Annotated in this window: 37 protein-coding genes; 6 read left to right on the top strand and 31 right to left on the bottom strand. The window is 57.4% G+C overall.

Going from position 1 to position 25552, the window contains the following annotated elements:
* The first annotated feature begins 34 nt into the window (after positions 1-34).
* From B4U49_RS09965 to B4U49_RS09945, 5 genes are all read left to right on the top strand, one after another.
* A complete protein-coding gene (locus tag B4U49_RS09965; RefSeq protein ID WP_078084442.1) occupies positions 35-1264 on the top strand; it encodes an Nramp family divalent metal transporter in 1230 nt (409 codons plus the stop codon).
* Positions 1265-1304: 40 nt separating this feature from the next.
* The gene (gene pxpA, locus B4U49_RS09960) at positions 1305-2054 is read left to right on the top strand and encodes a 5-oxoprolinase subunit PxpA (protein ID WP_078084441.1); all 750 of its coding nucleotides are present in this window, start codon (positions 1305-1307) and stop codon (positions 2052-2054) included.
* On the top strand, positions 2048-2830 hold the full coding sequence (gene pxpB / locus B4U49_RS09955) for a 5-oxoprolinase subunit PxpB (RefSeq protein ID WP_078084440.1): 783 nt from the start codon (positions 2048-2050) through the stop codon (positions 2828-2830). The genes pxpA and pxpB overlap by 7 nt, the downstream gene beginning before the upstream one ends.
* Complete coding sequence (locus tag B4U49_RS09950) at positions 2827-3759, top strand: 5-oxoprolinase subunit C family protein (protein WP_078084439.1); 933 nt, start codon at positions 2827-2829, stop codon at positions 3757-3759. Before pxpB ends, B4U49_RS09950 begins: the two co-directional genes overlap by 4 nt.
* A gap of 273 nt (positions 3760-4032) precedes the next feature.
* The gene (locus B4U49_RS09945; protein WP_078084438.1) at positions 4033-5985 is read left to right on the top strand and encodes a chitinase; all 1953 of its coding nucleotides are present in this window, start codon (positions 4033-4035) and stop codon (positions 5983-5985) included.
* A gap of 92 nt (positions 5986-6077) precedes the next feature.
* Here B4U49_RS09945 and B4U49_RS09940 read toward each other — a convergent pair whose 3' ends face one another.
* From B4U49_RS09940 to rpsJ, 29 genes are all read right to left on the bottom strand, one after another.
* A complete protein-coding gene (locus B4U49_RS09940) occupies positions 6078-6335 on the bottom strand; it encodes a YeaC family protein (protein ID WP_078084437.1) in 258 nt (85 codons plus the stop codon).
* Positions 6336-6454: 119 nt separating this feature from the next.
* On the bottom strand, positions 6455-6847 hold the full coding sequence (gene rplQ / locus B4U49_RS09935) for a 50S ribosomal protein L17 (RefSeq protein WP_010133817.1): 393 nt from the start codon (positions 6845-6847) through the stop codon (positions 6455-6457).
* Between the two features lie 120 nt (positions 6848-6967).
* Positions 6968-7972: a DNA-directed RNA polymerase subunit alpha gene (locus B4U49_RS09930; protein ID WP_078084448.1), complete on the bottom strand. Its 1005-nt coding sequence runs from the start codon at positions 7970-7972 to the stop codon at positions 6968-6970.
* A 45-nt stretch (positions 7973-8017) separates the two neighbouring features.
* Positions 8018-8638 (bottom strand): 30S ribosomal protein S4, encoded by a 621-nt coding sequence (rpsD, locus tag B4U49_RS09925; protein ID WP_078084436.1) that lies wholly within the window; start codon positions 8636-8638, stop codon positions 8018-8020.
* A 15-nt stretch (positions 8639-8653) separates the two neighbouring features.
* Complete coding sequence (gene rpsK / locus B4U49_RS09920) at positions 8654-9043, bottom strand: 30S ribosomal protein S11 (RefSeq protein WP_043320820.1); 390 nt, start codon at positions 9041-9043, stop codon at positions 8654-8656.
* Positions 9044-9087: 44 nt separating this feature from the next.
* Positions 9088-9444, bottom strand: coding sequence for a 30S ribosomal protein S13 (rpsM, locus tag B4U49_RS09915; RefSeq protein WP_078084435.1), 357 nt, complete (start codon positions 9442-9444; stop codon positions 9088-9090).
* A gap of 451 nt (positions 9445-9895) precedes the next feature.
* Positions 9896-10012, bottom strand: a complete 117-nt coding sequence (rpmJ, locus tag B4U49_RS09910; RefSeq protein ID WP_010133825.1) for a 50S ribosomal protein L36 — start codon at positions 10010-10012, stop codon at positions 9896-9898.
* Positions 10013-10051: 39 nt separating this feature from the next.
* Positions 10052-11398: a preprotein translocase subunit SecY gene (gene secY, locus B4U49_RS09905; RefSeq protein ID WP_078084434.1), complete on the bottom strand. Its 1347-nt coding sequence runs from the start codon at positions 11396-11398 to the stop codon at positions 10052-10054.
* Positions 11399-11410: 12 nt separating this feature from the next.
* Complete coding sequence (gene rplO, locus B4U49_RS09900; protein WP_078084433.1) at positions 11411-11845, bottom strand: 50S ribosomal protein L15; 435 nt, start codon at positions 11843-11845, stop codon at positions 11411-11413.
* 1 nt (position 11846) lies between these two features.
* Positions 11847-12032, bottom strand: a complete 186-nt coding sequence (gene rpmD, locus B4U49_RS09895) for a 50S ribosomal protein L30 (protein WP_010133829.1) — start codon at positions 12030-12032, stop codon at positions 11847-11849.
* A 66-nt stretch (positions 12033-12098) separates the two neighbouring features.
* A complete protein-coding gene (gene rpsE / locus B4U49_RS09890) occupies positions 12099-12608 on the bottom strand; it encodes a 30S ribosomal protein S5 (protein WP_078084432.1) in 510 nt (169 codons plus the stop codon).
* A 10-nt stretch (positions 12609-12618) separates the two neighbouring features.
* Positions 12619-12969: a 50S ribosomal protein L18 gene (gene rplR, locus B4U49_RS09885; protein WP_078084431.1), complete on the bottom strand. Its 351-nt coding sequence runs from the start codon at positions 12967-12969 to the stop codon at positions 12619-12621.
* Positions 12970-12978: 9 nt separating this feature from the next.
* Positions 12979-13512, bottom strand: coding sequence for a 50S ribosomal protein L6 (gene rplF, locus B4U49_RS09880; protein WP_078084430.1), 534 nt, complete (start codon positions 13510-13512; stop codon positions 12979-12981).
* A 12-nt stretch (positions 13513-13524) separates the two neighbouring features.
* Positions 13525-13917 (bottom strand): 30S ribosomal protein S8, encoded by a 393-nt coding sequence (gene rpsH, locus B4U49_RS09875; protein ID WP_078084429.1) that lies wholly within the window; start codon positions 13915-13917, stop codon positions 13525-13527.
* A 27-nt stretch (positions 13918-13944) separates the two neighbouring features.
* The gene (gene rpsN, locus B4U49_RS09870) at positions 13945-14250 is read right to left on the bottom strand and encodes a 30S ribosomal protein S14 (protein WP_078084428.1); all 306 of its coding nucleotides are present in this window, start codon (positions 14248-14250) and stop codon (positions 13945-13947) included.
* Between the two features lie 9 nt (positions 14251-14259).
* A complete protein-coding gene (gene rplE / locus B4U49_RS09865) occupies positions 14260-14799 on the bottom strand; it encodes a 50S ribosomal protein L5 (protein ID WP_078084427.1) in 540 nt (179 codons plus the stop codon).
* Positions 14800-14813: 14 nt separating this feature from the next.
* Positions 14814-15131, bottom strand: coding sequence for a 50S ribosomal protein L24 (gene rplX / locus B4U49_RS09860; RefSeq protein WP_078084426.1), 318 nt, complete (start codon positions 15129-15131; stop codon positions 14814-14816).
* 21 nt (positions 15132-15152) lie between these two features.
* Positions 15153-15521 (bottom strand): 50S ribosomal protein L14, encoded by a 369-nt coding sequence (gene rplN, locus B4U49_RS09855; RefSeq protein WP_078084425.1) that lies wholly within the window; start codon positions 15519-15521, stop codon positions 15153-15155.
* A gap of 34 nt (positions 15522-15555) precedes the next feature.
* Positions 15556-15819 (bottom strand): 30S ribosomal protein S17, encoded by a 264-nt coding sequence (rpsQ, locus tag B4U49_RS09850; protein WP_078084424.1) that lies wholly within the window; start codon positions 15817-15819, stop codon positions 15556-15558.
* Between the two features lie 2 nt (positions 15820-15821).
* The gene (rpmC, locus tag B4U49_RS09845) at positions 15822-16013 is read right to left on the bottom strand and encodes a 50S ribosomal protein L29 (RefSeq protein WP_043320803.1); all 192 of its coding nucleotides are present in this window, start codon (positions 16011-16013) and stop codon (positions 15822-15824) included.
* A complete protein-coding gene (rplP, locus tag B4U49_RS09840; RefSeq protein ID WP_066967193.1) occupies positions 16013-16426 on the bottom strand; it encodes a 50S ribosomal protein L16 in 414 nt (137 codons plus the stop codon). Before rplP ends, rpmC begins: the two co-directional genes overlap by 1 nt.
* A gap of 11 nt (positions 16427-16437) precedes the next feature.
* Positions 16438-17118, bottom strand: coding sequence for a 30S ribosomal protein S3 (gene rpsC, locus B4U49_RS09835; protein ID WP_078084423.1), 681 nt, complete (start codon positions 17116-17118; stop codon positions 16438-16440).
* A gap of 19 nt (positions 17119-17137) precedes the next feature.
* Positions 17138-17470 carry a 50S ribosomal protein L22 gene (gene rplV / locus B4U49_RS09830; protein WP_078084422.1) on the bottom strand — a complete coding sequence of 111 codons (333 nt, stop codon included), beginning with the start codon at positions 17468-17470 and terminating at the stop codon, positions 17138-17140.
* Positions 17471-17485: 15 nt separating this feature from the next.
* Positions 17486-17764: a 30S ribosomal protein S19 gene (rpsS, locus tag B4U49_RS09825; RefSeq protein WP_078084421.1), complete on the bottom strand. Its 279-nt coding sequence runs from the start codon at positions 17762-17764 to the stop codon at positions 17486-17488.
* A gap of 37 nt (positions 17765-17801) precedes the next feature.
* Positions 17802-18626 (bottom strand): 50S ribosomal protein L2, encoded by an 825-nt coding sequence (gene rplB / locus B4U49_RS09820; protein WP_078084420.1) that lies wholly within the window; start codon positions 18624-18626, stop codon positions 17802-17804.
* A 14-nt stretch (positions 18627-18640) separates the two neighbouring features.
* The gene (rplW, locus tag B4U49_RS09815) at positions 18641-18937 is read right to left on the bottom strand and encodes a 50S ribosomal protein L23 (protein ID WP_078084419.1); all 297 of its coding nucleotides are present in this window, start codon (positions 18935-18937) and stop codon (positions 18641-18643) included.
* Positions 18934-19548 (bottom strand): 50S ribosomal protein L4, encoded by a 615-nt coding sequence (gene rplD / locus B4U49_RS09810; protein WP_078084418.1) that lies wholly within the window; start codon positions 19546-19548, stop codon positions 18934-18936. Before rplD ends, rplW begins: the two co-directional genes overlap by 4 nt.
* An 18-nt stretch (positions 19549-19566) precedes the next feature.
* Positions 19567-20202, bottom strand: a complete 636-nt coding sequence (rplC, locus tag B4U49_RS09805; RefSeq protein WP_078084417.1) for a 50S ribosomal protein L3 — start codon at positions 20200-20202, stop codon at positions 19567-19569.
* A gap of 110 nt (positions 20203-20312) precedes the next feature.
* Positions 20313-20624 carry a 30S ribosomal protein S10 gene (gene rpsJ, locus B4U49_RS09800; RefSeq protein WP_066967210.1) on the bottom strand — a complete coding sequence of 104 codons (312 nt, stop codon included), beginning with the start codon at positions 20622-20624 and terminating at the stop codon, positions 20313-20315.
* 206 nt (positions 20625-20830) lie between these two features.
* On the opposite strand from rpsJ, the gene B4U49_RS09795 reads away from it, so the two are divergent.
* Positions 20831-21307 carry an aminoacyl-tRNA deacylase gene (locus B4U49_RS09795; protein WP_078084416.1) on the top strand — a complete coding sequence of 159 codons (477 nt, stop codon included), beginning with the start codon at positions 20831-20833 and terminating at the stop codon, positions 21305-21307.
* A 78-nt stretch (positions 21308-21385) separates the two neighbouring features.
* On the opposite strand, the gene B4U49_RS09790 is transcribed toward B4U49_RS09795, so the two are convergent.
* Positions 21386-23068 (bottom strand): ShlB/FhaC/HecB family hemolysin secretion/activation protein, encoded by a 1683-nt coding sequence (locus tag B4U49_RS09790; protein ID WP_158078597.1) that lies wholly within the window; start codon positions 23066-23068, stop codon positions 21386-21388.
* A 108-nt stretch (positions 23069-23176) separates the two neighbouring features.
* Positions 23177-25552: translocation/assembly module TamB domain-containing protein (locus tag B4U49_RS19105; protein WP_158078596.1), on the bottom strand; the 2376-nt coding region annotated here is incomplete at its 5' end.

Below are 25552 nucleotides of genomic sequence, written 5' to 3'. Positions count from 1 at the left end.
AGCCGCAGGGACACAGACAACACAAGGGAAACCAATGCTAAAAATAAAAAAATCCCTGAGTATCGGCCCCGCCACCATGGTGGCGGCGGCTTTTATCGGACCCGGCACGGTAATCACCGCAAGCCTGGCGGGCGCCAACTACGGCTACGCGCTGCTGTGGGCCCTGCTGTTTGCCATACTGGCCAGTATCATTCTGCAGGAGATGTCTGCACGTCTCGGCCTGGTGACCGGCGAGGGGCTCGGCGAAAACATTCGCGACGCACTGCGGCATCCGCTGCTGCGCTGGCCGGCGATGGCACTGGTGATCAGTGCTATCGTGATTGGCAATGCCGCCTATGAAAGCGGCAACCTGGCCGGTGCCAGCGCCGGCCTGAAATTACTCGCCGGTAGTGAAACAACATCGGCCGATTCCCGCACCCTGTGGCCACTGCTGGTCGCGGCGATTGCCGCCGCCCTGCTGTGGAGCGGCAGCTACCGGATTATCGAGCGCGCACTGATCGCCCTGGTCGCACTGATGAGCCTCGCTTTTCTGTTTACCTTTGCGCTGTCGCGGCCGGATTTGAGTGCACTGATTTCCGGAATGTTGCTGCCAAGCCTGCCGAGCGGCGCCACGCTAACCGCCATAGCACTGATCGGTACCACTGTGGTGCCCTATAACCTGTTTCTGCACAGCTCCAGTGTCAGCCAGAAATGGCAATCCCCAGAGCAGCTTCCGCTGGCACGTCGAGATATCTTTTTTTCCATCCCCCTCGGCGGGCTGATTTCTATCGCCATTGCGTCCACGGCAGCATCGGCATTTTTTGCCCAGCAGCTGTCTATTTCCAGCGCCAGTGAAATGGCGCGTTCACTGGAACCGCTGTTTGGCAGCAGCGCGCGCTACTGTATGGGCGTCGGCCTGTTTGCCGCAGGAATATCCTCGGCACTCACAGCACCGCTGGCATCGTCCTATGCGCTGTGCGGGATACTGGGTAAACCGGCAGACCTCAAAGCACTGCACTTCCGCGCCATCTGGCTGACCATCATTGCGATCGGTGCAGTGGTGGCGATTCAGGGCATCCGCCCACTGCGCCTGATCTGGTTCGCGCAGATTGCCAACGGCCTGCTGCTCCCGATCATCACAATATTCTTGCTGTGGACCATGAACAGTGCACGGCTCGGCCGGCATCGCAATGCCTGGTGGCAGAACGCTCTGGGTACAGCGGTGCTGCTGGTTTCTCTGGTGCTGGGCGGCCGCAGCCTGTTCGCCGCCCTCGGCTGGCTTTGATCCGGCCACACAAGCAGCAACTTTTGTAAACGGAATTACCATGCATACCATCGATATCAATTGTGACCTGGGCGAAGGCGAAACGGAGCAAGACTGCGCGCGCGACGCGCGCATCATGCCGTTTATTTCCCGCTGTAATATCGCCTGCGGTGGCCATGCCGGCAACGCGACCACCATGGCATTGTCGCTGCAAAATGTGCGCACCACCGGTATCGCCGTCGGCGCACATCCGGGTTACCCGGACCGGGAAAACTTCGGCCGCGTTTCCCTCGAGCTTCCCCGCGAAGTCCTGCTGGCGTCCCTGCGCGAGCAGGTGCTAACCCTGCAAAACTATGCAGCCAGAGAGGGAGTGACGCTCTCCCATATCAAACTGCACGGTGCACTGTATAACGATGCCGAGGCCAATGACGGCCTCGCCGAAGACCTGGTGCAATTGATCGCACGGGAATTTCCCGATCTGAAAGTTCTCGCGCTGGCCAACGCCGCGATGGAAAGAGCTGCCCAGAAATACCGGCAGCCGGTATTGCGAGAGGGCTTTATGGACCGCCGCTATCAGAATGACCATCAGCTTGCTCCGCGCTCGCTTAGCGGGGCCGTGATCGGGGAGTTCGAACAGTGCCTGACACAGGTTCTGGCACTGACGCGGGGAGAACCATTTTTTGCCATCGATGAAAAACCACTGAGATTTTCCGTCGACAGTATCTGTCTGCACGGCGACAACCCGCAGGCAGAATCCATTGCCCGCAAGCTGCACACGGAATTGTCGCGCGCCGGAATCCGCGTATGCTGACCGGTCCCGGTTTCGAGTTGCGCACAAATGGCGACGCGGCACTGGATATCCGCTTTGCTGCGGATCCCAGCGAGATGTTGAGCGAACATATCATCGCCCTTGCGGAGGCCATCGAGTCCTGCGAGCAACTTCCGTCAATTACCGAACTGGTACCGGCCTACCAGTGCCTCACCGTCTGCTACGATCCTCTGCGACTTCCCCGCTGCGAAGCCGGAGCGCCGGATACTGCCCTTCTCGAGCAGAAGCTGCTCACATTAACCGAGCAGGTGCTCGCACAATCCGTCCCTGCGCGAGGCACGCATCACCTGATCCGCATACCGGTGTGCTACGACGAGAAATATGCCCCAGATATGCAGGTCCTGTGCGAGTCCTCTGGACTCACCGCAGACGAGATCATCCGCCGCCACACGGCACCCCACTACCTGGTACATATGCTCGGGTTTACCCCCGGGTTCCTGTATCTCGGCGGACTCGAGGAAAGCCTGCACTGTCCACGTAAGGCGCGTCCTGAGCTTCAGGTGCCCGCGGGTTCCGTGGGCATCGGCGGTGCCCAGACCGGTATTTACCCCCAGGCCACACCGGGCGGCTGGCAGCTTATTGGCCGCACGCCGCTGGCCCTGTTCCGGCCACTACAAGAGCCGGCATTTATCGCCCGCCCACTGGATCGCATACAGTTTGTTGCAATCAGTGCGGCAGAGTTTTCCGCAATTGATCCCATGTCCCCGCCGGAAAAGGTGCCCCTGGTGAGCGACAGCAACTCGGGAGACGGACGGTGAGCCTGCGCATTATCAAATCCGGACTGCAGACCACTATTCAGGACGGCGGCCGTCCGGGGAATTTGCGCTGGGGCCTCGCATGCGGTGGCGCCGCGGATACTTTCGCCATGGCACTGGGCAACCTGCTGCTGGGCAACCCCCGTTCCCACCCGTGCCTGGAAGTAACCCTGACCGGCCCGGAAATTGAATTCACTTGCGATGTATCCATCGCTGTCACCGGTGCCCGCTTTGACCTGGCCCTCAATCACCAGGCGGTCGCCAACGACGCGGTAATCCGGGTGCACGCCGGTGATCGCCTGCGCTTTGGCCCCCTCAGGTCAGGGGCGCGCGCCTATATCGCGCTGGCTGGAGAAATCCAGCTGCCCCCGACTCTGGACAGTCTGTCCACCCACGTGATTGCCGGCTTCGGCGGCCTCCACGGCCGCCCCCTGCAGGCAGGGGATCGGATACCACTGAACCAGTGCCGCCAAGAATCTGCGCGGCAGCTGCCCCCCGCTTACCGGCTGGATTACTCCACGCGACCACTACTGCGCGTGGTTAGTGGACTGGAAGCGCGGCACTTTTCCGACGATACCCTGGCGCGGTTTTACCAGGGCGGATTTACGGTTTCTCCCCAGAGTAATCGCATGGGCATACGACTTGCCGGCGAGCCGCTGCCCGTGAAGGGAATACCGCAACAGGTATCCTCCGCGCTGTGTCCCGGTACCGTGCAGGTACCGCCCAACGGCCTGCCAATTATCAGTTTCGTCGAGGGACAGACCATCGGCGGCTATCCGCGAATCGCCCATGTAATCAGTGCTGACCTGCACCGCCTGGGACAGCTGGTGGCAACGGCGCGACTGGATTTTGAACTGGTCGATCAGGCCGCGGCCCACCGTATTCTGGTGGGTAAGTCCCGCCTGCTGGCCGAGCTCCCCTCCCGGCTGTGAGGCCATATCCCGGGTATTTCCCGCACTGATTCGCAAATGGCGTAAGCGGCACGCAAATGGCGCACGATCCCCTTCCCGATATCGCGGGCTTTCGCTAACTTCTCCGACGCCAATGACAACGCTGTCAAATCGTCAAGCATTGGCCTCACAAGCAATAACAATAACTCTGGAGAAGACATGCCTATCCAATTCCGGCCAGCCCCGGCCGCAAATCCCAAAGCCACAAGGCGAGGTATTCAACAAATACGCCCCAGAAGCCCCCTGTTTGCCCCTATGCCGCTGGTTGCACTACTGGCAGCACCGGCACACGCCAGCCTGCCAGCAGAGCCCTACGAGGTCGGGCAGAGCTATTCCGGCGGCAGCCTGGTGTGCTACCAGGACGACCTGTTCCGAGCACAGTGGTGGGCGGGCCCTTCGGACTCCCCGCAAGCCGCCTATAACGCCAGCAATAGCTGGGACAGTCCCTGGCTGCTGGATGACCCGGGGGCCTGCATTGCAACGGGCACCAACCTCCCACCGCTCGCCGAGGCCAGCGCAAGTCCCGCGGAAATCACCGGCCCTGGCAGCATTGCCCTGGACGGCAGCCTGTCTTCCGATCCGGACGGCGACCCGATCAGCTACACCTGGACCCAGATCGCTCCGACATCCCCGCTGGCCAGCATCCAGGCACCGGGCGCCAGCGGCACCCAGGTAGATCTCCCGGATGTGGGTGAAGACACCCTGTATCAATTCAGACTGAGCGTTGCGGACGCCGACCACGTCACCTACACCACGGTCGAGGTACTGCAACGTGCGGGCGCGGTGATCCCCGTGGTACCTGTTGCGTCGATCACTGCCTCCGATACCAACCCGCCCTGTCCCGCGAGTATCGAGCTGAGCGGGTCCAATTCCAGCTACCCGGACGGAGAGACATTCGCGTTTTTCTGGCGACAGGTCAGTGGACCCGCCGCCGAGATAGTGGCCTCCAGCTCCGTCACAACCACCGTGCACCTCCCAGATCCGGGTGCAGATGCGTCCTATATCTTCGAGCTGGAAATCACCAACGGGGAAGTCTCGGCAACGGATTCCATTACGATCGGCCAGCAGTGTGGCAACGGGGGCTTCACCATTCCCCTGAGCACACTGGAAGCCCGTGAAGCGGAACTGACCTCCAGCGCACTATTCACTCAGGTAAAAGCCTCGATCGTCACCCGGGATAATGCTGAGGTAGAAGCGGTAGTAGCCGGACGCGCACAAAACCCGGCGAATGTTTTGCGGGTGGAATCCATCATCAGCAACGCAGACTGGGAATTCCTGTTTCCCGTACGTGCGCCGGAGTATTCCTACAGCAACTTCCTGCGCGCGGTAGCGAAATTCCCCGCCTTCTGCGGTGATTACGACGACGGTCGCGACGCCGATGCCATCTGCAGGAAATCCCTCGCCACCATGTTCGCCCACTTCACCCAGGAAACCGGAGGTCACACCCCACACTGGTCGGAACCGGAATGGCGTCAGGGACTCTATTTCCTGCGCGAACAAGGCTGGAGCGAAAGCACACCCAATGGCTATGGCATCTGTGATCCCTCCACCTGGCAGGCACAGCAATGGCCTTGCGCTACCTTTGCTGACGGCAGCTACAAAAGCTACTTCGGTCGCGGCGCCAAGCAGCTCAGTTACAACTACAACTACGGTCCCTTCTCGGCCGCCATATACGGGGACGTGAAGACTCTGCTCGAACAACCGCAGCTGGTTGCGGATACCTGGCTTAACCTGGCAAGTGCGGTATTTTTCTTCGTTTACCCGCAACCCCCCAAGCCGAGTATGCTGCACGTAATCGATGGCACTTGGCAGCCGAATGCGCAGGACCTCAACAGCGGCCTGGTGCGGGGGTTCGGGGTGACCACCATGATCATCAACGGGGGCATAGAGTGCGGCGGCAGTAACGAGCATGCACAATCGCAAAACCGCATCGACTATTACCGCAATTTCGCGGCGTACCTGTCGGTCCCGGTACCCGCGGACGAGGTACTCGGTTGCGCAGGCATGAGTCGGTTTGAAGTGGGTGGCGCGGGCGCTATGGAAATTTATTGGGAGCAGGACTGGAGCTGGGATCCCAGCTACCCGAATGGCGAGAGCTACGCCTGTAAGCTGGTTGGATACCAGACCCGTTTTTCAGCCTTCATTGATGGTGACTACGCGCGCTGCGTAGATCATTTTTTTGATGTGAATATTGATTACCAGAAGTAACCACCACCAGTCGCGTTAGCAGGCGGCTTATAACAACGAAATGTGGCGTCGTCGACACGGCGCCGCACTTCAGTCCTCAGCGAGCCCCTCCATCAGGAATCGACCCAGCTCACCACCTCTTCTTCGTGTTTGTCTGCACAGGGCGTCGCCTTTGGCGGCACGTAACCCACGCGCTCCGTGGGAGAGCAATGCTGTTGCTCCCAGTGCGCCACGGCTTCACCGCAGAGGGATTTCTGCTCGTCCGTAAGGGGCACACCGTTCGGCCACTTGCCAAGCTCGATCGCGCGCTTGAGGCTGCCCACGATCTGGGGGTTGAGGGCCTGCAATAAATCATTCAGGGACTGGAACATATCGGCTACCGTCGCGAAAGATGCAATAAATCCTGGATCAAAAACAAAAAAAGCCGGTCAATGACCGGCTTTTCTCGCTCGGCACAAAACTCGTACCGATAAACCCGGGGCTATTCGCCTCAGGCTTCAGCTGCTTCTGCAGTCTCGTCCGCTACCGGACGATCCACCAGCTCGACGTAGGCCATAGGAGCCTTATCGCCTGCACGGAAACCGCATTTCAGAATGCGGATGTATCCGCCCGGACGGGCTTCGTAACGGGGACCCAGTTCGTCGAACAGCTTGCGCACTGCATCCTTGTCACGGATACGGGCGAAAGCCAGACGGCGGTTTGCAACACTGTCTTTCTTGGCCAGGGTGATCAGCGGCTCAGCAACGCGACGCAGCTCCTTGGCTTTGGGCAGTGTGGTTTTGATCAGTTCGTGCTCTACCAGAGAGGCGGTCATGTTTTTGAACATGGCCTTGCGGTGAGAGCTGGTACGACTGAATTTACGGCCACTATAACGATGACGCATAACTCAATTCCTCACGACTTCAATTGCTTTCTCAGCAAGTCGTCTGGGAGCGGTGCTTGCAGTTGCGCACACCACTCGGTTTTCTTCACGCGGGCGGGCGAGGCCCGCGCCACAAACGCTTTACAGGGAGCTCAGCTTGCTGTCGCCCTTGAGGCTGGCCGGCGGCCAGTTTTCGAGGCGCATACCCAGGGACAGACCACGGGAAGCCAGAACGTCCTTGATCTCAGTCAGGGACTTCTTACCCAGGTTCGGGGTCTTCAGCAGCTCTACTTCGGTACGCTGAATCAGGTCGCCGATGTAGTAGATATTTTCCGCTTTCAGACAGTTGGCCGAACGCACGGTCAGTTCCAGGTCGTCTACCGGACGCAGCAGCACCGGATCGACTTCCTCTTCCTTGGTTTCCGGCTGGGCATCCTTCTCGCCTTCAAGGTCCACAAATACTGCCAGCTGTTGCTGGAGAATAGTGGCGGCGCGACGGATCGCTTCTTCAGGATCCAGAGTACCGTTGGTCTCCAGGTCCAGAACCAGCTTGTCCAGGTCGGTGCGCTGCTCTACACGCGCGGATTCCACGCTGTAAGAAACGCGACGAACCGGGCCAAAAGAGGCGTCCAGCTGCAGACGGCCAATAGCGCGGGTCTCTTCTTCGTCTTCGCGACGTGCGTCGGCGGGCTGATAGCCACGGCCACGCGCTACGGTCAGACGCAGGTTGAGTTCCACGTCACCGGTGATGTTGGCGATCACGTGCTCGGGGTTCACGATTTCGATGTCGTGATCCACCTGAATGTCGCCAGCGGTTACTGCACCCGGGCCCTTCTTGCTCAGGCTCAGCACTGCCTGGTCCTTGCCGTGCATCACCACCGCAATTTCCTTCAGGTTGAGCAGGATTTCGATTACGTCTTCCTGCACACCCTCAATTGCGCTGTACTCGTGCTCAACACCGTCGATCTCAACTTCAGTGACGGCGCAGCCCGGCATGGAGGACAGCAGGATGCGGCGCAGCGCGTTGCCAAGAGTGTGGCCGAAACCACGCTCCAGCGGTTCCAGAACCACTTTAGCGTGGTTCTGGTTGTACTCGGTGACGTCAATACGACGAGGTGTCAAAAACTCGTTGACAGCAGTCTGCATAGCCATACCTGTATTACAGTTTTATTCCTTAAATGGAACAGAGCCTTACTTGGAGTAGAGTTCCACGATAAGGTTTTCATTGATCTCTGCCGGCAGATCGACGCGATCAGGAACGCGCTTGAAGGTACCTTCGAGCTTGCTCGCATTCACGTCTACCCACTCTACGTCACCGCGCTGTGCAGCGAGGGAAACGGAGTTCTGGATGCGCATCTGCTTTTTGGCTTTCTCGCGAATAGCGATAACGTCGCCTTCCTTAACCTGGTAGGAAGGGATGTTTACTGCGCTACCGTTAACCAGGATCGCCTTGTGGGAAACCAGCTGACGCGCTTCAGAGCGAGTAGAGCCGAAGCCCATGCGGTAAACCACGTTGTCGAGGCGTTTTTCCAGCAGCTTCAGCAGGTTTTCACCAGTTGCACCTTTCAGGCGCGCCGCTTCCTTATAGTAGTTACGGAACTGCTTTTCCAGCACGCCGTAGATGCGGCGTACTTTTTGCTTTTCACGCAGCTGAACGCCGTAGTCGGACAGGCGACCGCGACCGGCGCCATGAACGCCAGGCTTGGTTTCCGCACGGCACTTAGATTCGTGCGGGCGAACGCCACTTTTCAGCTGAAGATCGGTACCTTCCCGACGGGAAAGCTTACATTTTGGTCCAATATAACGTGCCATTTCGTCAACCCCCTCTTACACGCGACGTTTCTTGGGCGGACGACAACCGTTATGCGGGATCGGCGTCACGTCGGTGATGTTGGTGATCTTGTAGCCGCAGTTGTTCAGGGCGCGAACGGCAGATTCACGACCCGGGCCGGGGCCCTTAACTTCGACATCAAGGTTTTTCAGGCCGTACTCCTGAGCGGCAGTACCTGCGCGTTCAGCGGCAACCTGGGCTGCGAAAGGGGTACTCTTACGAGAACCGCGGAAACCGGAGCCACCTGCAGTAGCCCAGCTCAGAGTGTTGCCCTGACGGTCAGTGATCGTCACGATCGTGTTGTTGAACGATGCGTGGATGTGGGCAACACCGTCGACAACGGTCTTTTTGACCTTTTTGCGAACAGTAGTTTTTGGCTTAGCCATACCTGTATCCTAAATCCTGTACTTGTGAAGACTAGCGCGATCGATTACTTACGGATCGGCTTGCGCGGACCCTTACGGGTACGGGCGTTAGTCTTGGTGCGCTGACCGCGAAGCGGCAGGCTGCGACGGTGACGCAGACCGCGGAAGCAACCCAGGTCCATCAGACGTTTGATGTTCATGGATACTTCACGACGCAGATCACCTTCAACGGACAGTTTCGCAACTTCACCGCGGATGGTCTCGATCTGGTCTTCGGACAGATCACGAAGTTTGGTGGATTCAGCGATACCTACCGCTGCCAGAATAGATTTTGCAGTAGTGCGACCGACACCATAGATATGGGTCAGGGAGATCACTGCGTGCTTGTGGTCTGGTACATTGACACCAGCAATACGTGCCATAGAGGCGTACTCCACGTATTGTGAACCAGCGCTATTTTGGTGATGGCGCGGCTCAATTCTCGATTCGGCGCTGACAGCGAATAAAAAGCCACCAGCACCACCAAAAAGGCGCGCAAGAATAGCTTTTCAGACACCAAATTGCAATAGCCCGCCTTCCCAAGGCCGAAACCCGGGGTAAAGCGGACGACAGTCAACGCCCCCTGTTTGAAACCTTCACCTCACCAAACGGGTGACGCTCCGGTTTCACCGCAAGCAAGTTGCTTTGCGGAGCGCCTTTTTACACGGGGCCGTGCAAGAAGGCAAATTTTTGATCATTCTCTACAAAACCGGACTTCCGGCTTTGTAGAGAATGGCGTCACTTGAAGCCCTAACCTGGGCGGACGCCGGCCCGGCCATCCATGGCCGGTCGCCAAGCAATGCTGCGGAATGCCTCAGGCATTCCGAACAATGCTTAGCCCTGCCGCTGCTTGTGACGCGGTTCGGCGCTGCAGATTACCCGCAGAACACCTTTACGACGTACGATTTTGCAGTTACGGCAGATCTTTTTAACAGAAGCGCGTACTTTCATGACCTTACCTCAATTCAATCCTGCTGCTGTGGATGCCGATCAACGGCGGCCGTAGCTTTGCAGATTTGCCTTTTTCATCATCCCCTCATACTGGTGGGACAACAAATGCGACTGCACCTGCGCCATGAAGTCCATCACTACGACCACAACGATCAGCAGTGAAGTACCTCCCAGATAGAAGGGAATGTTCAGCCCGACCACCAGGAACTGCGGCAGCAGGGATACCAGCGCGATATAGCAGGCACCGACCAGGGTCAAACGAGTCAGAACGCTGTCGATATAACGCGCGGTCTGCTCACCGGGACGGATACCGGGCACATATGCACCGGATTTTTTCAGGTTGTCTGCCACTTCATTCGGGTTGAACATCAACGCCGTGTAGAAGAAACAGAAGAAGCCAATCAACAGTGCGAACAGAATAATGTTCAGCGGCTGACCGGGGCCCAGCTGGAGCGCCATCCATTGCAGGATCTGCGCGCCGACACCTTCGCCACCCTGACCGAACCACTGCGCCAGAGTTGCAGGGAACAGCAGGATACTGCTGGCAAAGATCACCGGAATAACACCGGCCATGTTGACCTTCAACGGCAGATGGCTGGACTGCGCCGCCGGCGCCTGCGAGTAACGACCCGCCTGGCGCCGTGCGTGGTTAATGGTGATACGGCGTTGACCGCGCTCCATAACCACTACGAAGTAGACTACAGCAATCGCCACGAAGCCGATCGCCAGCAGCATCAGGATATGCAATTCACCCTGACGCGCCTGCTCGAAAGCCTGGCCAATAGCACTCGGTAGCCCGGCAACGATACCGGCGAAGATCAGCATGGAAATACCATTGCCAACACCGCGCTCGGTGATCTGCTCTCCCAGCCACATCATGAACACTGCACCGGTTACCAGTGACACTACGGCCACAAAGTAGAAACCGAATGCCGGCTCAGCGGAATATGCGAGGTTCTGACCGGCGAGACCGAAGGTCATACCGATACCCTGGATCAGCGCCAGCAACACCGTCAGATAACGGGTGTACTGGTTGATCTTGCGGCGCCCTGCATCACCTTCCTTCTTCAACGCCTCCAGAGAAGGCGTCACCGCGGTCATCAACTGCATGATGATGGACGCGGAGATATAAGGCATGATCCCGAGGGCCAGAATACTCATCCGTTCCAGTGCGCCACCAGAAAACATGTTGAACAGGCCAAGGATGGTTCCTTGGTTCTGATTAAACAGGTTTGCCAGCTTTTCCGGATCAATACCGGGCACCGGAATATGGGTCCCTAACCGATATACGAGTATCGCGAGAAACAGAAAACGAAGGCGAGCCCAAAGCTCGCCTAATCCCTTGCCGTTACCCAGGGAGTTAACACCAGATCCTGGTCGTGCCATTGGGGCCTCGATTTAGTCTTCTACTTTTCCGCCAGCAGCTTCGATGGCCGCTTTAGCACCTTTGGTGACGCCCAGACCTTTCACGGTTACCGCTTTGGTCAGCTCACCGGAAAGGAACACTTTGGCGCGCTTAATGTGGCTGCCGATAATATCGGCATTTTTCAGCGCTGCCAAATCAATAGTGTCACCTTCTACCTTCGCCAGCTCCGCCAGACGCACTTCCGCTACAAAGCGGCCAACGCGAGAGGTAAAACCGTACTTCGGCAGGCGCTTCTGCAAAGGCATCTGACCGCCTTCGAAGCCCGGACGAACGCTACCACCGGAACGGGCCTTCTGACCCTTGTGACCACGGCCACCGGTTTTACCCAGACCGCTACCGATGCCGCGACCAACGCGCTTGGCGCTGTGCTTGTGTCCCTCAGCGGGAGACAGATCGTTCAAACGCATGTTACGCCTCCTCAACTTTTACGAGGTAGTTCACTTTGTTGATCATGCCGCGCACAGAGGGAGTGTCTTCCACTTCCACAGTGTGACCGATGCGGCGCAGACCCAGACCAGCAACACATGCCTGATGGTTTTTCAGGCGACCGTTGATGCTCTTGACCTGGGTGACTTTGATGGTCTTCTTAGCCATGACTCATTCACTCAAAGCAAGTTCAGAGTGGGCCGCAGCAACAGTGCTGCTGCAACCCAAACCGAATCAGTTCAGGATTTCTTCCACAGACTTGCCACGCTTGGCGGCGACGTCTTCCGGGCTGCTCATTTTGCCCAGAGCACTGAAAGTGGCGCGAACGACGTTTACCGGGTTGGTAGAGCCGTAGCACTTGGCCAGTACGTTGTGGACACCAGCCATTTCCAGTACGGAGCGCATGGCACCGCCGGCGATTACGCCGGTACCCTGGGAAGCGGGCTGCATGTATACCTTGGAACCGCCGTGGCGACCGTTGGTAGCGTACTGAATGGTGTCACCGTTCAGGTCTACCTGGATCATGTTGCGACGCGCAGCTTCCATTGCCTTCTGGATGGCAACTGGCACTTCGCGAGCTTTACCACGACCAAAGCCAACGCGGCCATTGCCATCGCCAACTACGGTCAGAGCGGTGAACGCGAAGATACGACCACCTTTTACGGTTTTGGCAACGCGATTGACCTGGACCAGCTTTTCCTGGAGGCCTTCGTCGTTGCTCTTCTCGACTTTATCTCTAGCCATAACTCAACCCTTAGAATTTCAGACCGGCTTCACGGGCAGCGTCTGCCAGGGCCTTAACACGGCCGTGGTATTTGAAACCGCTGCGATCGAAGGCTACCGCTTCAACGCCAGCGGCCTTGGCACGCTCAGCGATCAGGGTGCCAACGGCTTTTGCAGCGTCGACGTTACCGGTTTTGCTTTCACGCAGGTCCTTGTCCAGAGTAGAGGCAGAGGCCAATACCTTGTCGCCTTCGGCAGACAGGATCTGTGCGTATATGTGGCGCGGAGTGCGGTTCACTGTCAGGCGAACGGCGCCCAGCTCACGGAACTTGGCGCGGGCACGACGTGCACGACGCAAGCGGGATTGCTTTTTAACGTTCATATCTATGCCTTACTTCTTCTTGGCCTCTTTGCGATACACGCGCTCGTCGGCGTAACGGACACCCTTACCTTTGTAAGGCTCCGGCGGACGGAATGCGCGGATCTCTGCGGCCACTTGACCCAACAGCTGCTTGTCGCTGCTCTTCAGTACGATTTCAGTCTGGCTCGGAGTCTCTGCGGTTACGCCTTCCGGAAGTGCGTAATCGATCGGGTGAGAGAAACCGAGAGTCAGGTTAACGGTCTTACCAGATGCTTTCGCACGGTAACCTACGCCGTTCAGCTGCAATTTCTTTTCGAAACCCTGACTGACACCGACCACCATATTATTTACCAGCGCACGGGTAGTACCCGCGAGCGCGCGCGCCTGCTTGGAGCCATTGCGCGCAGCGAACTTCAGCTGGTCTTCTTCCTGCTTAACTTCCACATCAGAGTGGATGTTGAAGTTCAGATTACCGATACCACCTTTTACGGCGATGTCCTGACCTTTCAGGTCAACGGAAACGCCAGCGGGGATCTGAACTGGATCATTTGCTACTCGAGACATTTCAACCCCCGCTTAGAATACGGTGCAGAGCACTTCGCCACCGACGCCAGCCTGACGGGCTGCACGATCAGTCATCACACCCTGAGAGGTGGAAACGATCGCGATACCCAGGCCACCGCGTACGGACGGCAACGCTTTTTTACCGGCGTAGTTACGCAGGCCCGGACGGGAAACCCGATCCAGCTCAGCGATAACCGGCTTGCCCTGAAAGTATTTCAGTTCGATGGTCAGTTCGGGCTTGGCGCCTTCGCTGACGGCTACACCAGTAACGTAACCTTCGTCTTTCAGAACGTTGGCTACAGCTACTTTCAGTTTTGAAGAAGGCATGGAAACACTGCCCTTTCCGCGGCCCAGGGCGTTGCGGATGCGGGTCAGCATATCTGCCAACGGATCTTGCATACTCATTACTTAAGACTCCTCAAGTCTGCCGTATTACCAGCTGGACTTAACCAGGCCGGGGACATCACCACGCATGGCTGCTTCACGCAGTTTGTTACGGCACAGGCCGAATTTGCGGTAGACAGCGTGGGGGCGACCAGTGATACGACAGCGGCGTTGCTGACGTACCGGGCTTGCATCGCGCGGCAGTTGTTGCAGCTTGAGTTGAGCCTCCCACTGCTCTTCTTCAGAAGCAGTGGTACTGGCGATGATCGCCTTCAGCTCTTGACGCTTTTCAGCGTACTTAGCTGCGGTTCGAGCGCGCTTGTTCTCGCGCGCAATCATGGATTTCTTCGCCATGGAATCCTCTTAACCCTTAAACGGGAAGTTGAATGCTTTCAGCAGTGCACGACCTTGGTCGTCGTTAGCTGCTGTAGTAGTGATACAAATATCCAGACCGCGGATCTTGTCTACTTTGTCGTAGTCAATTTCCGGGAAGATGATTTGTTCGGTTACACCCATTGAGAAGTTACCACGACCGTCGAACTGCTTCGGGCTAATGCCACGGAAGTCGCGGATACGTGGAATCGCGATACCGATCAGTCGCTCCAGGAACTCATACATGCGCTCACCGCGCAGAGTTACCTTACAGCCAATCGGCCAGCCATCACGGATTTTGAAACCCGCGATAGACTTGCGCGCGTTGGTCACAATGGGTTTTTGACCAGTGATCGCAGTCATGTCACTGACTGCGTGTTCCAGTACCTTCTTATCACCAATCGCTTCACCGACACCCATGTTGACGGTGATTTTGGTGATGCGCGGCACGGACATTACGTTCTCAAGTCCCAGCTCTTCTTTCAGCTTGGACGCGAGTTCTTTGGTGTAGAGCTCTTTAAGCCTTGCCATGTTTTCCACCTGACTTATGCGTCAACGGCGTCGCCGCTGGATTTGAAGACGCGAATCTTAGTGCCATCTTCCAGTACTTTGAAGCCTACCCGGTCAGCTTTTTGAGTGCTCGGGTTAAAGATGGCTACGTTGGAAACCTGAATAGCGGCTTCCTTTTCTACGATGCCACCGGCAACACCCATCTGGGGGTTCGGCTTCTGGTGTTTTTTGATCATCTGAACACCGGACACGATCAGTCGGCCATCGTTCAGCACCTTACGTACGGTGCCGCGCTTGCCTTTGTCGCGACCGGCGATAACGATCACTTCGTCGTCACGCTTGATCTTGCGCATTACTATCTCTCCGCTCGTGGCTTAGATAACTTCGGGAGCCAGTGAGATGATCTTCATGAACTTCTCACCGCGCAGCTCGCGAGTTACCGGGCCAAAAATACGGGTGCCAACCGGCGCATGTTGCTGGTTCAGCAGTACCGCTGCGTTATCGTCAAATTTGATCAGGGAGCCGTCCGGGCGACGCACACCTTTTTTGGTGCGAACCACAACCGCGTTCATTACCTGACCTTTTTTCACTTTACCGCGAGGAATGGCTTCCTTAACGGTTACTTTGATGATGTCGCCAACGCCAGCGTAGCGACGGTGGGAGCCGCCCAGCACCTTGATGCACATGACACGGCGAGCCCCACTGTTATCGGCTACTTCTAAGTAGGATTCCGCTTGAATCATCGTTCCTCTCCGAAACTCTTCAATGCGCTAGGGGTTAAACCTTCGCCGCACGCTCTACAATTTTCTGCAAAGACCAGGCCTTGCTCTTGGACAGCGGACGAGACTCTTCAATGGTCACAACATCACCGATGCCGCATTCATTGTTTTCGTCGTGTGCCTTGAGCTTGGTGGACTTGCTCACGATTTTGCCGTAGATCGGGTGCTTAACACGGCGCTCGATCAAAACGGTGACGGTTTTATCCATCTTGTCACTCACAACCTTGCCGGTCAGAGTACGCTTCAGTTTTGCTTCAGCCATGATTAATTACCTGCTTTCTCGGTCAACACAGTCTTAATGCGAGCAATGTCGCGACGAGTCTGCTTGAGCAGATGGGTCTGAGTCAGCTGACCGGTGGACTTCTGCATACGCAGCTTGAACTGTGCTTCAAGCTGGCTCAGGAGTTCCTGGTTCAGTTCTTCAACAGACTTTGAGCGTAGATCTGCAGTCTTCATTACATCACCGAACGCTTAACGAAAGTTGTCTTTACAGGCAGCTTGGCTGCCGCGAGCTCAAATGCTTCGCGAGCCAGTTCTTCGGATACGCCTTCCATTTCATAGAGGACTTTACCCGGCTGAATCTGAGCTACCCAGTATTCTACGTTACCCTTACCTTTACCCATACGAACTTCGAGGGGCTTACTGGAAATGGGCTTGTCCGGAAACACACGAATCCAGATCTTACCGCCACGTTTAACGTGACGGGTCATTGCGCGACGAGCCGCTTCGATCTGACGCGCAGTAATGCGTCCACGACCGATGGCCTTAAGGCCGAACTCGCCAAAGCTCACTTTAGAGCCGCGCTGGGAAAGACCGCGGTTGCGACCCTTCTGTACCTTGCGGAATTTTGTACGCTTCGGTTGTAGCATCTGCGCACCCCTTATTTAGCAGCTTTTTTGCGAGTCTTCGCTGGCTTTTCTTCGGGGATTTCGTCACCGATGACTTCGCCTTTGAAGATCCAAACTTTCACACCAATGATGCCGTAGGTAGTACTGGCTTCATAAGTGCCGTAGTCGATGTTGGCACGCAGAGTGTGCAGCGGCACACGGCCTTCACGGTACCATTCAGTACGCGCAATCTCAGCACCGCCGAGACGACCGCCCACCTGAATCTTGATACCTTCAGCGCCCTGGCGCATTGCGTTCTGTACGGCACGCTTCATAGCGCGACGGAACATAACGCGACGCTCCAGCTGCTGAGCAACGTTCTGGGCTACCAGAGTGGCATCCAGATCAGGCTTGCGAACTTCTTCGATGTCGATGTGCACGGGCACACCCATCTGGGAAGTCAGCTCGTTGCGCAGACGCTCTACGTCTTCACCTTTTTTACCGATCACGATGCCCGGACGCGCAGTGTGAATAGTCACACGAGCGGTATTGGCCGGACGTTCGATCTCGATACGGCTCACGGAAGCGTGGGCCAGTTTCTTGCGAATGTATTCGCGAACTTTCAGATCCGTGTACAGCTTGTCTGCGTACTCGTCACTGCCGGCATACCATACGGAGGTATGCTTTTTAACGATACCCAGACGAATGCCGGTAGGATGTACTTTTTGTCCCATGGTTTTCTCGCCTGCTCTCTTATTTCTCGGCTACTTTCACAGTAATGTGACAAGTACGCTTCAGAATACGATCAGCACGACCTTTCGCACGCGGCTTAATGCGCTTCATGGTCATACCCTCATCCACGAAAATTGTGGAAACCTTCAGTTCATCAACGTCGGCACCGTCGTTGTGCTCGGCGTTAGCGATAGCAGATTCCAGAACCTTCTTGACGATCGCAGCACCCTTCTTGTGGCTAAAAGCCAGGATATCCAGGGCTTCCTCGACACCTTTGCCGCGAATCTGATCAGCTACCAGACGCGCCTTTTGTGCCGACAGACGAGCACCGCGTAATTTTGCTTGTACTTCCATCTCTATAACCTCGGCTTAGCGCTTCTTCGCTTTCTTATCCGCAGCGTGGCCACGGTAAGTGCGGGTAGCCGCGAATTCGCCCAGCTTGTGACCAACCATTTCTTCGTTGATCAGAACGGGCACGTGTTGACGACCGTTATGAACGGCAATCGTCAGGCCCACCATTTCCGGCATAACCATGGAACGGCGGGACCAGGTTTTAATCGGTCGACGATCATTTTTCTCAATCGCCGCCTCCACCTTCTTGATCAAATGCAGATCAATAAAGGGACCTTTCTTTAATGAGCGTGGCACTGTCGATTCCTCTCTAGCAGCTCAGACATCGCGCGGCTTATTTGCCGCGACGACGTACAATCATGTTGTCGGTGCGCTTGTTCTTACGCGTTTTCTTACCCTTGGTCGGAACACCCCAAGGCGTCACAGGGTGACGACCACCAGAGGTACGACCTTCACCACCACCGTGCGGGTGGTCTACCGGGTTCATCGCCACACCGCGAACGGTAGGACGAACACCGCGCCAGCGTTTGGCACCTGCTTTACCCAGCTTGCGCAGGCTGTGCTCGGAGTTGCTCACTTCACCCAGGGTGGCGCGGCACTCGGACAGAACCCGACGCATTTCGCCAGAACGCAGACGGATAGTCGCGTACTGACCTTCACGGGCAACCAGCTGTACAGAGGCACCGGCAGAGCGGGCCAGCTGAGCACCTTTACCAGGCTTCAGCTCGATGGCGTGAATCACGGAACCAACCGGAATGTTGCGCAGCGGCAAAGTGTTACCCACTTTGATCGGCGCAGCGTCGCCGGACTGGACCTTGTCACCGGCCTTCAAGTGCTTCGGTGCAAGAATGTAACGGCGCTCACCGTCGGCGTAGCAAACCAGAGCGATATGCGCGCTACGGTTGGGATCGTATTCCAGGCGCTCAACAGTGGCAGGAATGCCATCTTTGTTGCGCTTGAAATCCACTACGCGGTAGTGATGCTTGTGACCACCACCGATATGACGGGTAGTGATGCGACCGTTGTTGTTACGACCACCGGACTTGGACTTCTTCTCCAGCAGCGGCGCGTAAGGCGCACCCTTGTGCAGGTCAGAATTAACAACCTTGACCAGGTGGCGACGGCCGGCAGAGGTCGGTTTTGTCTTTACAATTGCCATTGTAACTTTCCCCTTTACTCAGCAGCTTCAAAGTTGATGTCGCTGCCTTCAGCCAGGCGAACGTAGGCTTTTTTCCAGTCGTTACGCTGGCCCATGCCGTAGCGAGTACGTTTGGTTTTGCCTTTTACGTTCACGGTGCGAACCTGCTCAACAGAAACGTTAAACAGCTTCTCTACCGCTGCCTTGATCTCGGCTTTGGAAGCGTCGGTGGTAACCTTGAAGACTACCTGGTTGGCGGCGTCCGCCAGCACAGCAGCTTTCTCAGAAATTACCGGACCCAGCAGTACTTTGTAGATTCGCTCTTGGTTCATCCCAGCACCTCATCAATTTTCTTCAGTGCAGAAACGGTAACCACGACCTTGTCAAAGCGAATCAGGCTTACCGGATCGATACCCTGTACGTCGCGAACATCGATCTTGTGCAGGTTGCGCGCGGCCAGGTAGAGGTTTTCATTAACCTCTTCGGTCACGATCAGCGCTTCGGACAGATCGAACTGGGCAAGCTTGGTTACCAGCTGCTTGGTTTTCGGCGCTTCCACGTCGAAAGACTCAACAACAACCAGACGCTCCTGACGAGCCAGCTCAGAGAGAATGCAGCGCAGTGCAGCGCGGTACATTTTCTTGTTCAGCTTGACGCTGTGATCACGCGGCTCAGCAGCGAAAGTTACGCCACCGGAGCGCCACAGCGGGCTGCGGATAGTACCGGCGCGAGCGCGGCCAGTACCTTTCTGGCGCCAAGGCTTCTTGCCGCCACCGGAAACCGCAGAACGGTTTTTCTGGGCCTTGGTGCCCTGGCGCGCGCCAGCCATGTAGGCGACGACGGCCTGGTGTACCAGGTCCTGGTTGAATTCACGACCGAAAGCCACTTCAGAGACAGCTACAGTGCCTTTGGCGCCTTCGGGAGCAGCGATATTCAGTTCCATATCTAATTACCCTCAGACTTAGGCTTTCACAGCCGGACGAACGATCACGTTGCCACCCGGAGCTCCGGGAACAGCGCCTTTAACCAGCAGCAGGTTGCGCTCGGCATCCACACGAACCACTTCCAGGTTTTGCGTAGTTACACGCTCAGCACCCATGTGACCGGCCATCTTCTTGCCTTTCCACACACGACCAGGAGTCTGGCACTGACCGATAGAACCGGGGGCGCGGTGAGACAGGGAGTTACCGTGGGTAGCGTCTTGCATACGGAAGTTCCAGCGCTTAATACCGCCCTGGAAACCTTTACCTTTGGAAGTGCCGGTTACGTCAATCTTCTGACCAGCTTCGAAGCTAGCAACAGTGATTTCAGAACCGATTTCGAAGGACTCTTCAGAACCGTCAGTACGCAGTTCGAAAAGAGCAGAGCCAGCCTCTGTGTTGGCTTTGGCGAAGTGGCCCGCTTGGGGCTTGGAGACACGGGAAGCCTTACGAGCACCCACAGTTACCTGTACTGCGGAGTAGCCGTCAGTTTCCTGAGTTTTCACCTGAGTGACGCGATTCGGAGCTACCTCGATAACAGTTACCGGGATAGACGCGCCATCTTCAGTGAAGATGCGAGTCATGCCGCTCTTGCGGCCGACAATACCTATAGTCATCTTTTCAACCTCTCAGTGCACGGGGCTTTAACCCACTGCGGCCGCCCAATTTCAGAGCGTTACACTACCCGAACCTTTTTCGTTCGGGATTCGGTAGTTAATTTGAAGTGTTAGCCGAGACTAATCTGAACCTCAACACCGGCCGCCAGATCGAGCTTCATCAGCGCGTCAACGGTTTTCTCGGTGGGCTCAACAATGTCCAGCAAACGCTTGTGAGTACGGATTTCGTACTGGTCGCGCGCGTCTTTGTTGACGTGCGGAGAGATCAGCACGGTGTACTTCTCTTTACGAGTCGGCAGCGGAATGGGACCGCGTACCTGAGCGCCAGTGCGCTTGGCCGTCTCGACGATCTCCTGAGTAGACGTGTCGATCAGTTTGTGGTCGAAAGCCTTCAGGCGAATTCGGATGCGTTGACCCTGCATGGAATCAAACTCCAGTTGTAAATCTAAAGAACGTCCTCTTACGCAGCCCCGAGGGCGGGCGAAAAGGAGCGCGAAGTCTACGGGCCAAAAATTGTCCTGTCAACCGCTATCTACTCTTGGAAAATGGCCCGGAACCTGCGCGCTCGCGAGGCGTGAAACTACACTCAAGTAAAGCACTCGCGGTGCGAAACAGAGGAGGACGCGACATGACTATGGCCTCCACAGTCAGTCAATACCTGAACGATCACTCGGCCGCATACCGAGTCATCCCCCACGCCCACAGCGCCACCAGCTGCGAAACGGCACACAAGGCCGACGTCCGTGAAGATCGCGTGGCGAAGGCCATTCTGCTGCGCGACGAGCGCGGCATGGTGATGGTCATCATTCCCGCCAGCGCCAGTCTGGATATGCGTGCGGTCTACGACGAAACCGGACGCAACCACCTGGAAATGGTGCGAGAGGAAGAGTTCGGCAGCACATTCCCCGACTGTGAGCTCGGTGCCCTGCCCCCACTGGGACCGGCATACGGGATCACAACGCTGGTAGATAGTAGCCTCGGCCGCCGGGATACGGTTTACCTCGAATCCGGGGACCACGAAACACTGGTTGCCATGGATGGACGGGAATTCGATCGTTTGCTGTCGGGATGCCGCCACTGCGACCTGAGTCGCGACTGGTATTGATCGACAAATCAAAGGTGGCAAACCCCGGGTAACCGCTACCCGGGGTTCCCTTATTGGAAGAAGGATTGAACCAGGGCGTCAATAGCGGAAGTTCAGACGCGCGTAAAACGCGTGTTCGTCCTGATTCGGGGTGACCAGTTTGCCAGCTTCAGCCACCGACAGGGTAGCTCCCCATCGCGCGCCGGCAAGGCCCAATCCAATGCCCGCAGACGACAGCGGTGTCCGCAGGTTCCCACTCCCTTCACTCGAGGGGTCCAGTGACGTTGCCTCACCGTAGTCAAAGAACAGGTAAGGCTCTACCGCCACATTCCACAACCGCCAGCCGTCATAGTGAATTTCCGCCTGGCCGTACCAGCCCCGATCGCCACTGACTGCGCTCGGGAGGTAACCGCGGATACTGGTGGGGCCACCCAGCGCAAAGGACAGAGAACCCGGTAACTGCTGGCCGCCACTGTACTGCCATTCCGAAAGCAGCAGGCCATAGAAACCGCTGTCGCGATAGCGGTAATAGCCGGTCAGCCCACCGTTATACAGCGTTTCACTGGTAGCCTGTCGCGCACCACCAACGTCCGACTTATCGTCAAAATCGGTGTAGGAGATCATCTGCCGACCGCTGACCTGCCACTGGCGCCCAACCCAGTTCAGGCTAACCCCGGCTTGCCCCTGGGTGATCGCATCGTCACTGAAGACCACGCCCGCGATCTCGGTTGTCGAGCGCGTGTAGCCCGCTGCACCGAGCAGGTTTAGCCACAGCCTCTCACCGGACCAGGCGAGCCAAGAAGATTCCAGCCCCACGCGATAGGAGTCACCCGCAACTTCACTGGTGGCGAAGTCACCTTCGGTCAGGTCTGTGCGCGTCACCGAGCCACTGCCACCCACCCGCCAGCGAGATCCCCCCAGCGGACGGTTGTAACTGAGGCTTAGGGACTGTGCACCCTCACTGCCGGAGAGATAGGCAATAGAGCGGTCGCCATCGCTGAGCAGGTGCTGGCGGCGATACATAAAACCCAGCTCCTCGCGGCCGGAGCTTTCGTAGCCGTAATTATCGGTAAAGGCCTGGAAGTAACCCCGTTCAGGCTCCTCTACGGTGACCACAATATCCGTCAACCCGAAGGACTCCCCGCGGCGCAGCTCCGCGCGGATACGTTCGTCATGCACCCGGTTAAACTCGAGGATATCCGCTTGCAGGCGGGGCATGTCGACGGTTTCCAGCCCCTGGTGATCCGTCATCCAGCGCGCCAGGAAGGCCTCAGAGGTGTATTCGTTGCCTTCGAAACGGATCTCACCGAGCTTACCTTCAATCAGGCGCACCACGACCACGCCGTCTTTGATTTCCTGCTGTGGCAGCACCGCCACCGCGGTGTAGACCCCCTGTTCACGATAGGTGCGATTAATCACCTCGATCATCTCCATCAGCCGCGCGTGATTCACTTGCTGGCCAAGGAAAGGAGTGGCGATATCCCGCAACTGCTGCTCGGAGAGCAACTCCGAGGACGTGAAACGCACACTGCGCAGCTCGAACTCGGGGCCTTCACTGGCACTCGGATCGCCAACCACCTGTATCTCTTCCAGCGAAGGCAGTGCTTCGGAGGTCTTGCGCTCTCGCAGGCGCTCTTCCCGCCGCCGTATTTCCGTCTCCCGGGCGCCCGCGTCGGCGCCCCGGATATGGTCGATCGCGGACACATCCTGCGCGAGGGAACCTGTGCTCCAGCTCCCCGCTGCCAGTAGTAGCGCCAGTGCCGGTACTTCAAAATTTGTCACTCTTTTTGCCACTCTGTTCACCATCTCGATCGGCAGTATCCCGCCGGCTTTATCATTTATTGATCGCTGCCGGCCACCAGGCCGGAAGTGTCTACTCGTCAGCCGGGATCAGTCCCGGTAAGCGAGGTCTTCGCCAGAGGAAACTTCTGCGTAGTCTGCTTCTTCTTCGTCCGAGTCGAGCTCGCCATACTCGTAGGGATCCAGCCACTCCACGGGCTGCCAATCGCCATCATCGCTGTTCATGTAGTCCAGCGGCCGGTTGTACCAGAGTTTCCACAGGTTGCGGCCAGAGGCCTTTTCCCCCTGAATCGAGTTCTCCAGCTGGTATTCGATAGATAGACGAGAGAAGCCGAGCTCACCCTCAACATACTCCCCTTCTTTCCCCTGATAAGTGAGCACCACGGGATCCCGATAGCGGGTGACCTGCGCATTGGTCATCAACAGGTTGCCCTGGGTATCCAGCCAGAACTCCCCGTAGGGGGTTACCAGCTGGCCGCTGACGCCCTGGGGTGAAAGGTCAACATTGTCCAGGGCAAGTGTCAGTTCGCCACTTTCCAGATCCAGTGCGGAAAAGACTTCTGCGCTATCCAGGCGGAGATCGCCACTGGTGGCGATGGCACCGTAGTCGGTAAACAGGCGGTCTATGGTGAGGCGGTCCGTGTTATCCACATTGACCCCCACCCACTGGGCCGCTGCGCCATCTATCCCGGTCAGGGTCAGGAAGGTTTCCTCGCTGCCCAGGCTATCGACATTGATCTCAATACTGGGACCGCGCACTTCCAGCGGACCGGAAGTGGTGAGGTTGACCTGATTGAGCTGAACACCTTCTCCACCGATAAAAGTGCCCTGCGGCACAGTCAGGCGGTTGGCGAGCAGGAAGCCATCAATCCACAGGTGCGGTGTGCCGATCAGCTCTTCAATATCCACATCACCAAAAGCACGGATCTGCACTTCGCCATTTTCCGCGGACAACAGCTCAGCGTGGGCATCGTTCAGCAGGATCAGGTTGATATCGCCTTCGTCACTGACTGCAGATATCCACGGCAGGTCCATCACCAACGCATTGCCAATACCGGTGGCCGCGCTGAGATAGCTGCGTCCGCCGGCAATTCCCTGCAGGTGCAACTCGGCGTCATCGCGTCCGGCAATACTGCCTTGGGTCTGGAGATCAAAGGCATAATCCCCGCTCCAGCTACTGCTGAGTGCGGACAACAACATATCTTCGGTGCTGTAGACCCGAACGGCCCCCTGCGCGTCCAGGCGGCTGTCCGCGCCCATGCTCCAGCGATTGGTATCAATGTCGACCGCGCCGCCTATTTTTAGCAGCGTGGACGCGGCCTGACTGACATCTCCCGCCGCATCCAGGGTCAGCGCACCGCCGGTGTAGATATTGCGTTGCAGTGCGACATCACCGCCACTTTGCAGCGCAAGGTCGCCGCCCAGGTTCAGCAGTTGCAGTTCCGCATCGCCATCCAGATCCACGCTGCCACTGCCGACAATCTGAATACGCGCATCGCTGTCCATCTGCCAGCTGGCTGCGCGTGCAGTAAAGTCACCGTGAACCACAATGCGCTGTCCCTGCGACTGGGCCAGTGCCGATGCGGCATCCACGTTCAGGTTGGCAAAAACTTCAGCACGCTCTTCGAACTGAATCGCGCCGTCGCTAACCAGGCCGGTGTCACCACCACCGATAAACTGGGCCAGCACAATATCGCCGGCGCTATCGATATCGGTAGTGCCGCCAACCTGAAGCAGGCTGCCAGTTTCCATCTGCCAGCTGGCCACCTGCGCGGAGAAGTCGCCGGCATTATCCAGCTGTCGACCTTCCTGCAGCAGCAGGGAGCCATCCGCGGTAATCGCACTGTTGCCGCCAATACTCACATCGCTGAGCAGTGCCACGTCGCCAGCGACGGCGAGCGTGAGGTCGCCAGTCAACGACAGATCGCTGTTCAGCGTCCAATCACCACCGCTCGTGATGTCGGCATTACCGGCGAGATCCAGGGTGTGCAGTACCTGGCCATCACGCGTGCGAATAATGGTATTGCCCAGCACCTCCAGCAGCGCTTCATCGCCCATGTCAAAGCGCTGTCCATCGAGCGTGAAATCACCACCGGCATGCAGGGTGCGTAGCGCGGCCAGTGACACGGCACCCTCCGCATCCAGTTGCACGTTTGCACCCGCCGTTACGTTGTCCCGTAGCGAAATGGCGCCACTACTACTCAGCAGGAAAAGCGCTTCGGCCAGATCCAGGGTATACAGGGAAATATCACCAGCGCTCTCCAGTGTGAGGCTGCCACCACTGCGCACCAGGCTTTCGTCACCGGCATTCCAGCTGGCTACAGAAGCCGCGATATCCCCGGCGCTCACCAGCTGGCTGGCGTCCGCCTGTGTTGCCTCACCACGCAGGGCCAGGTCCGCACTCGCCACACTGACATCACCAACCAGCGCCAGGTTGTCGCCATCGACGATGGTGAGGGCACCGGT

It is taken from the genome of Microbulbifer mangrovi, assembly GCF_002009015.1.
Classification (GTDB): domain Bacteria; phylum Pseudomonadota; class Gammaproteobacteria; order Pseudomonadales; family Cellvibrionaceae; genus Microbulbifer; species Microbulbifer mangrovi.
This window is presented reverse-complemented; position numbering and strand designations above follow the sequence as displayed.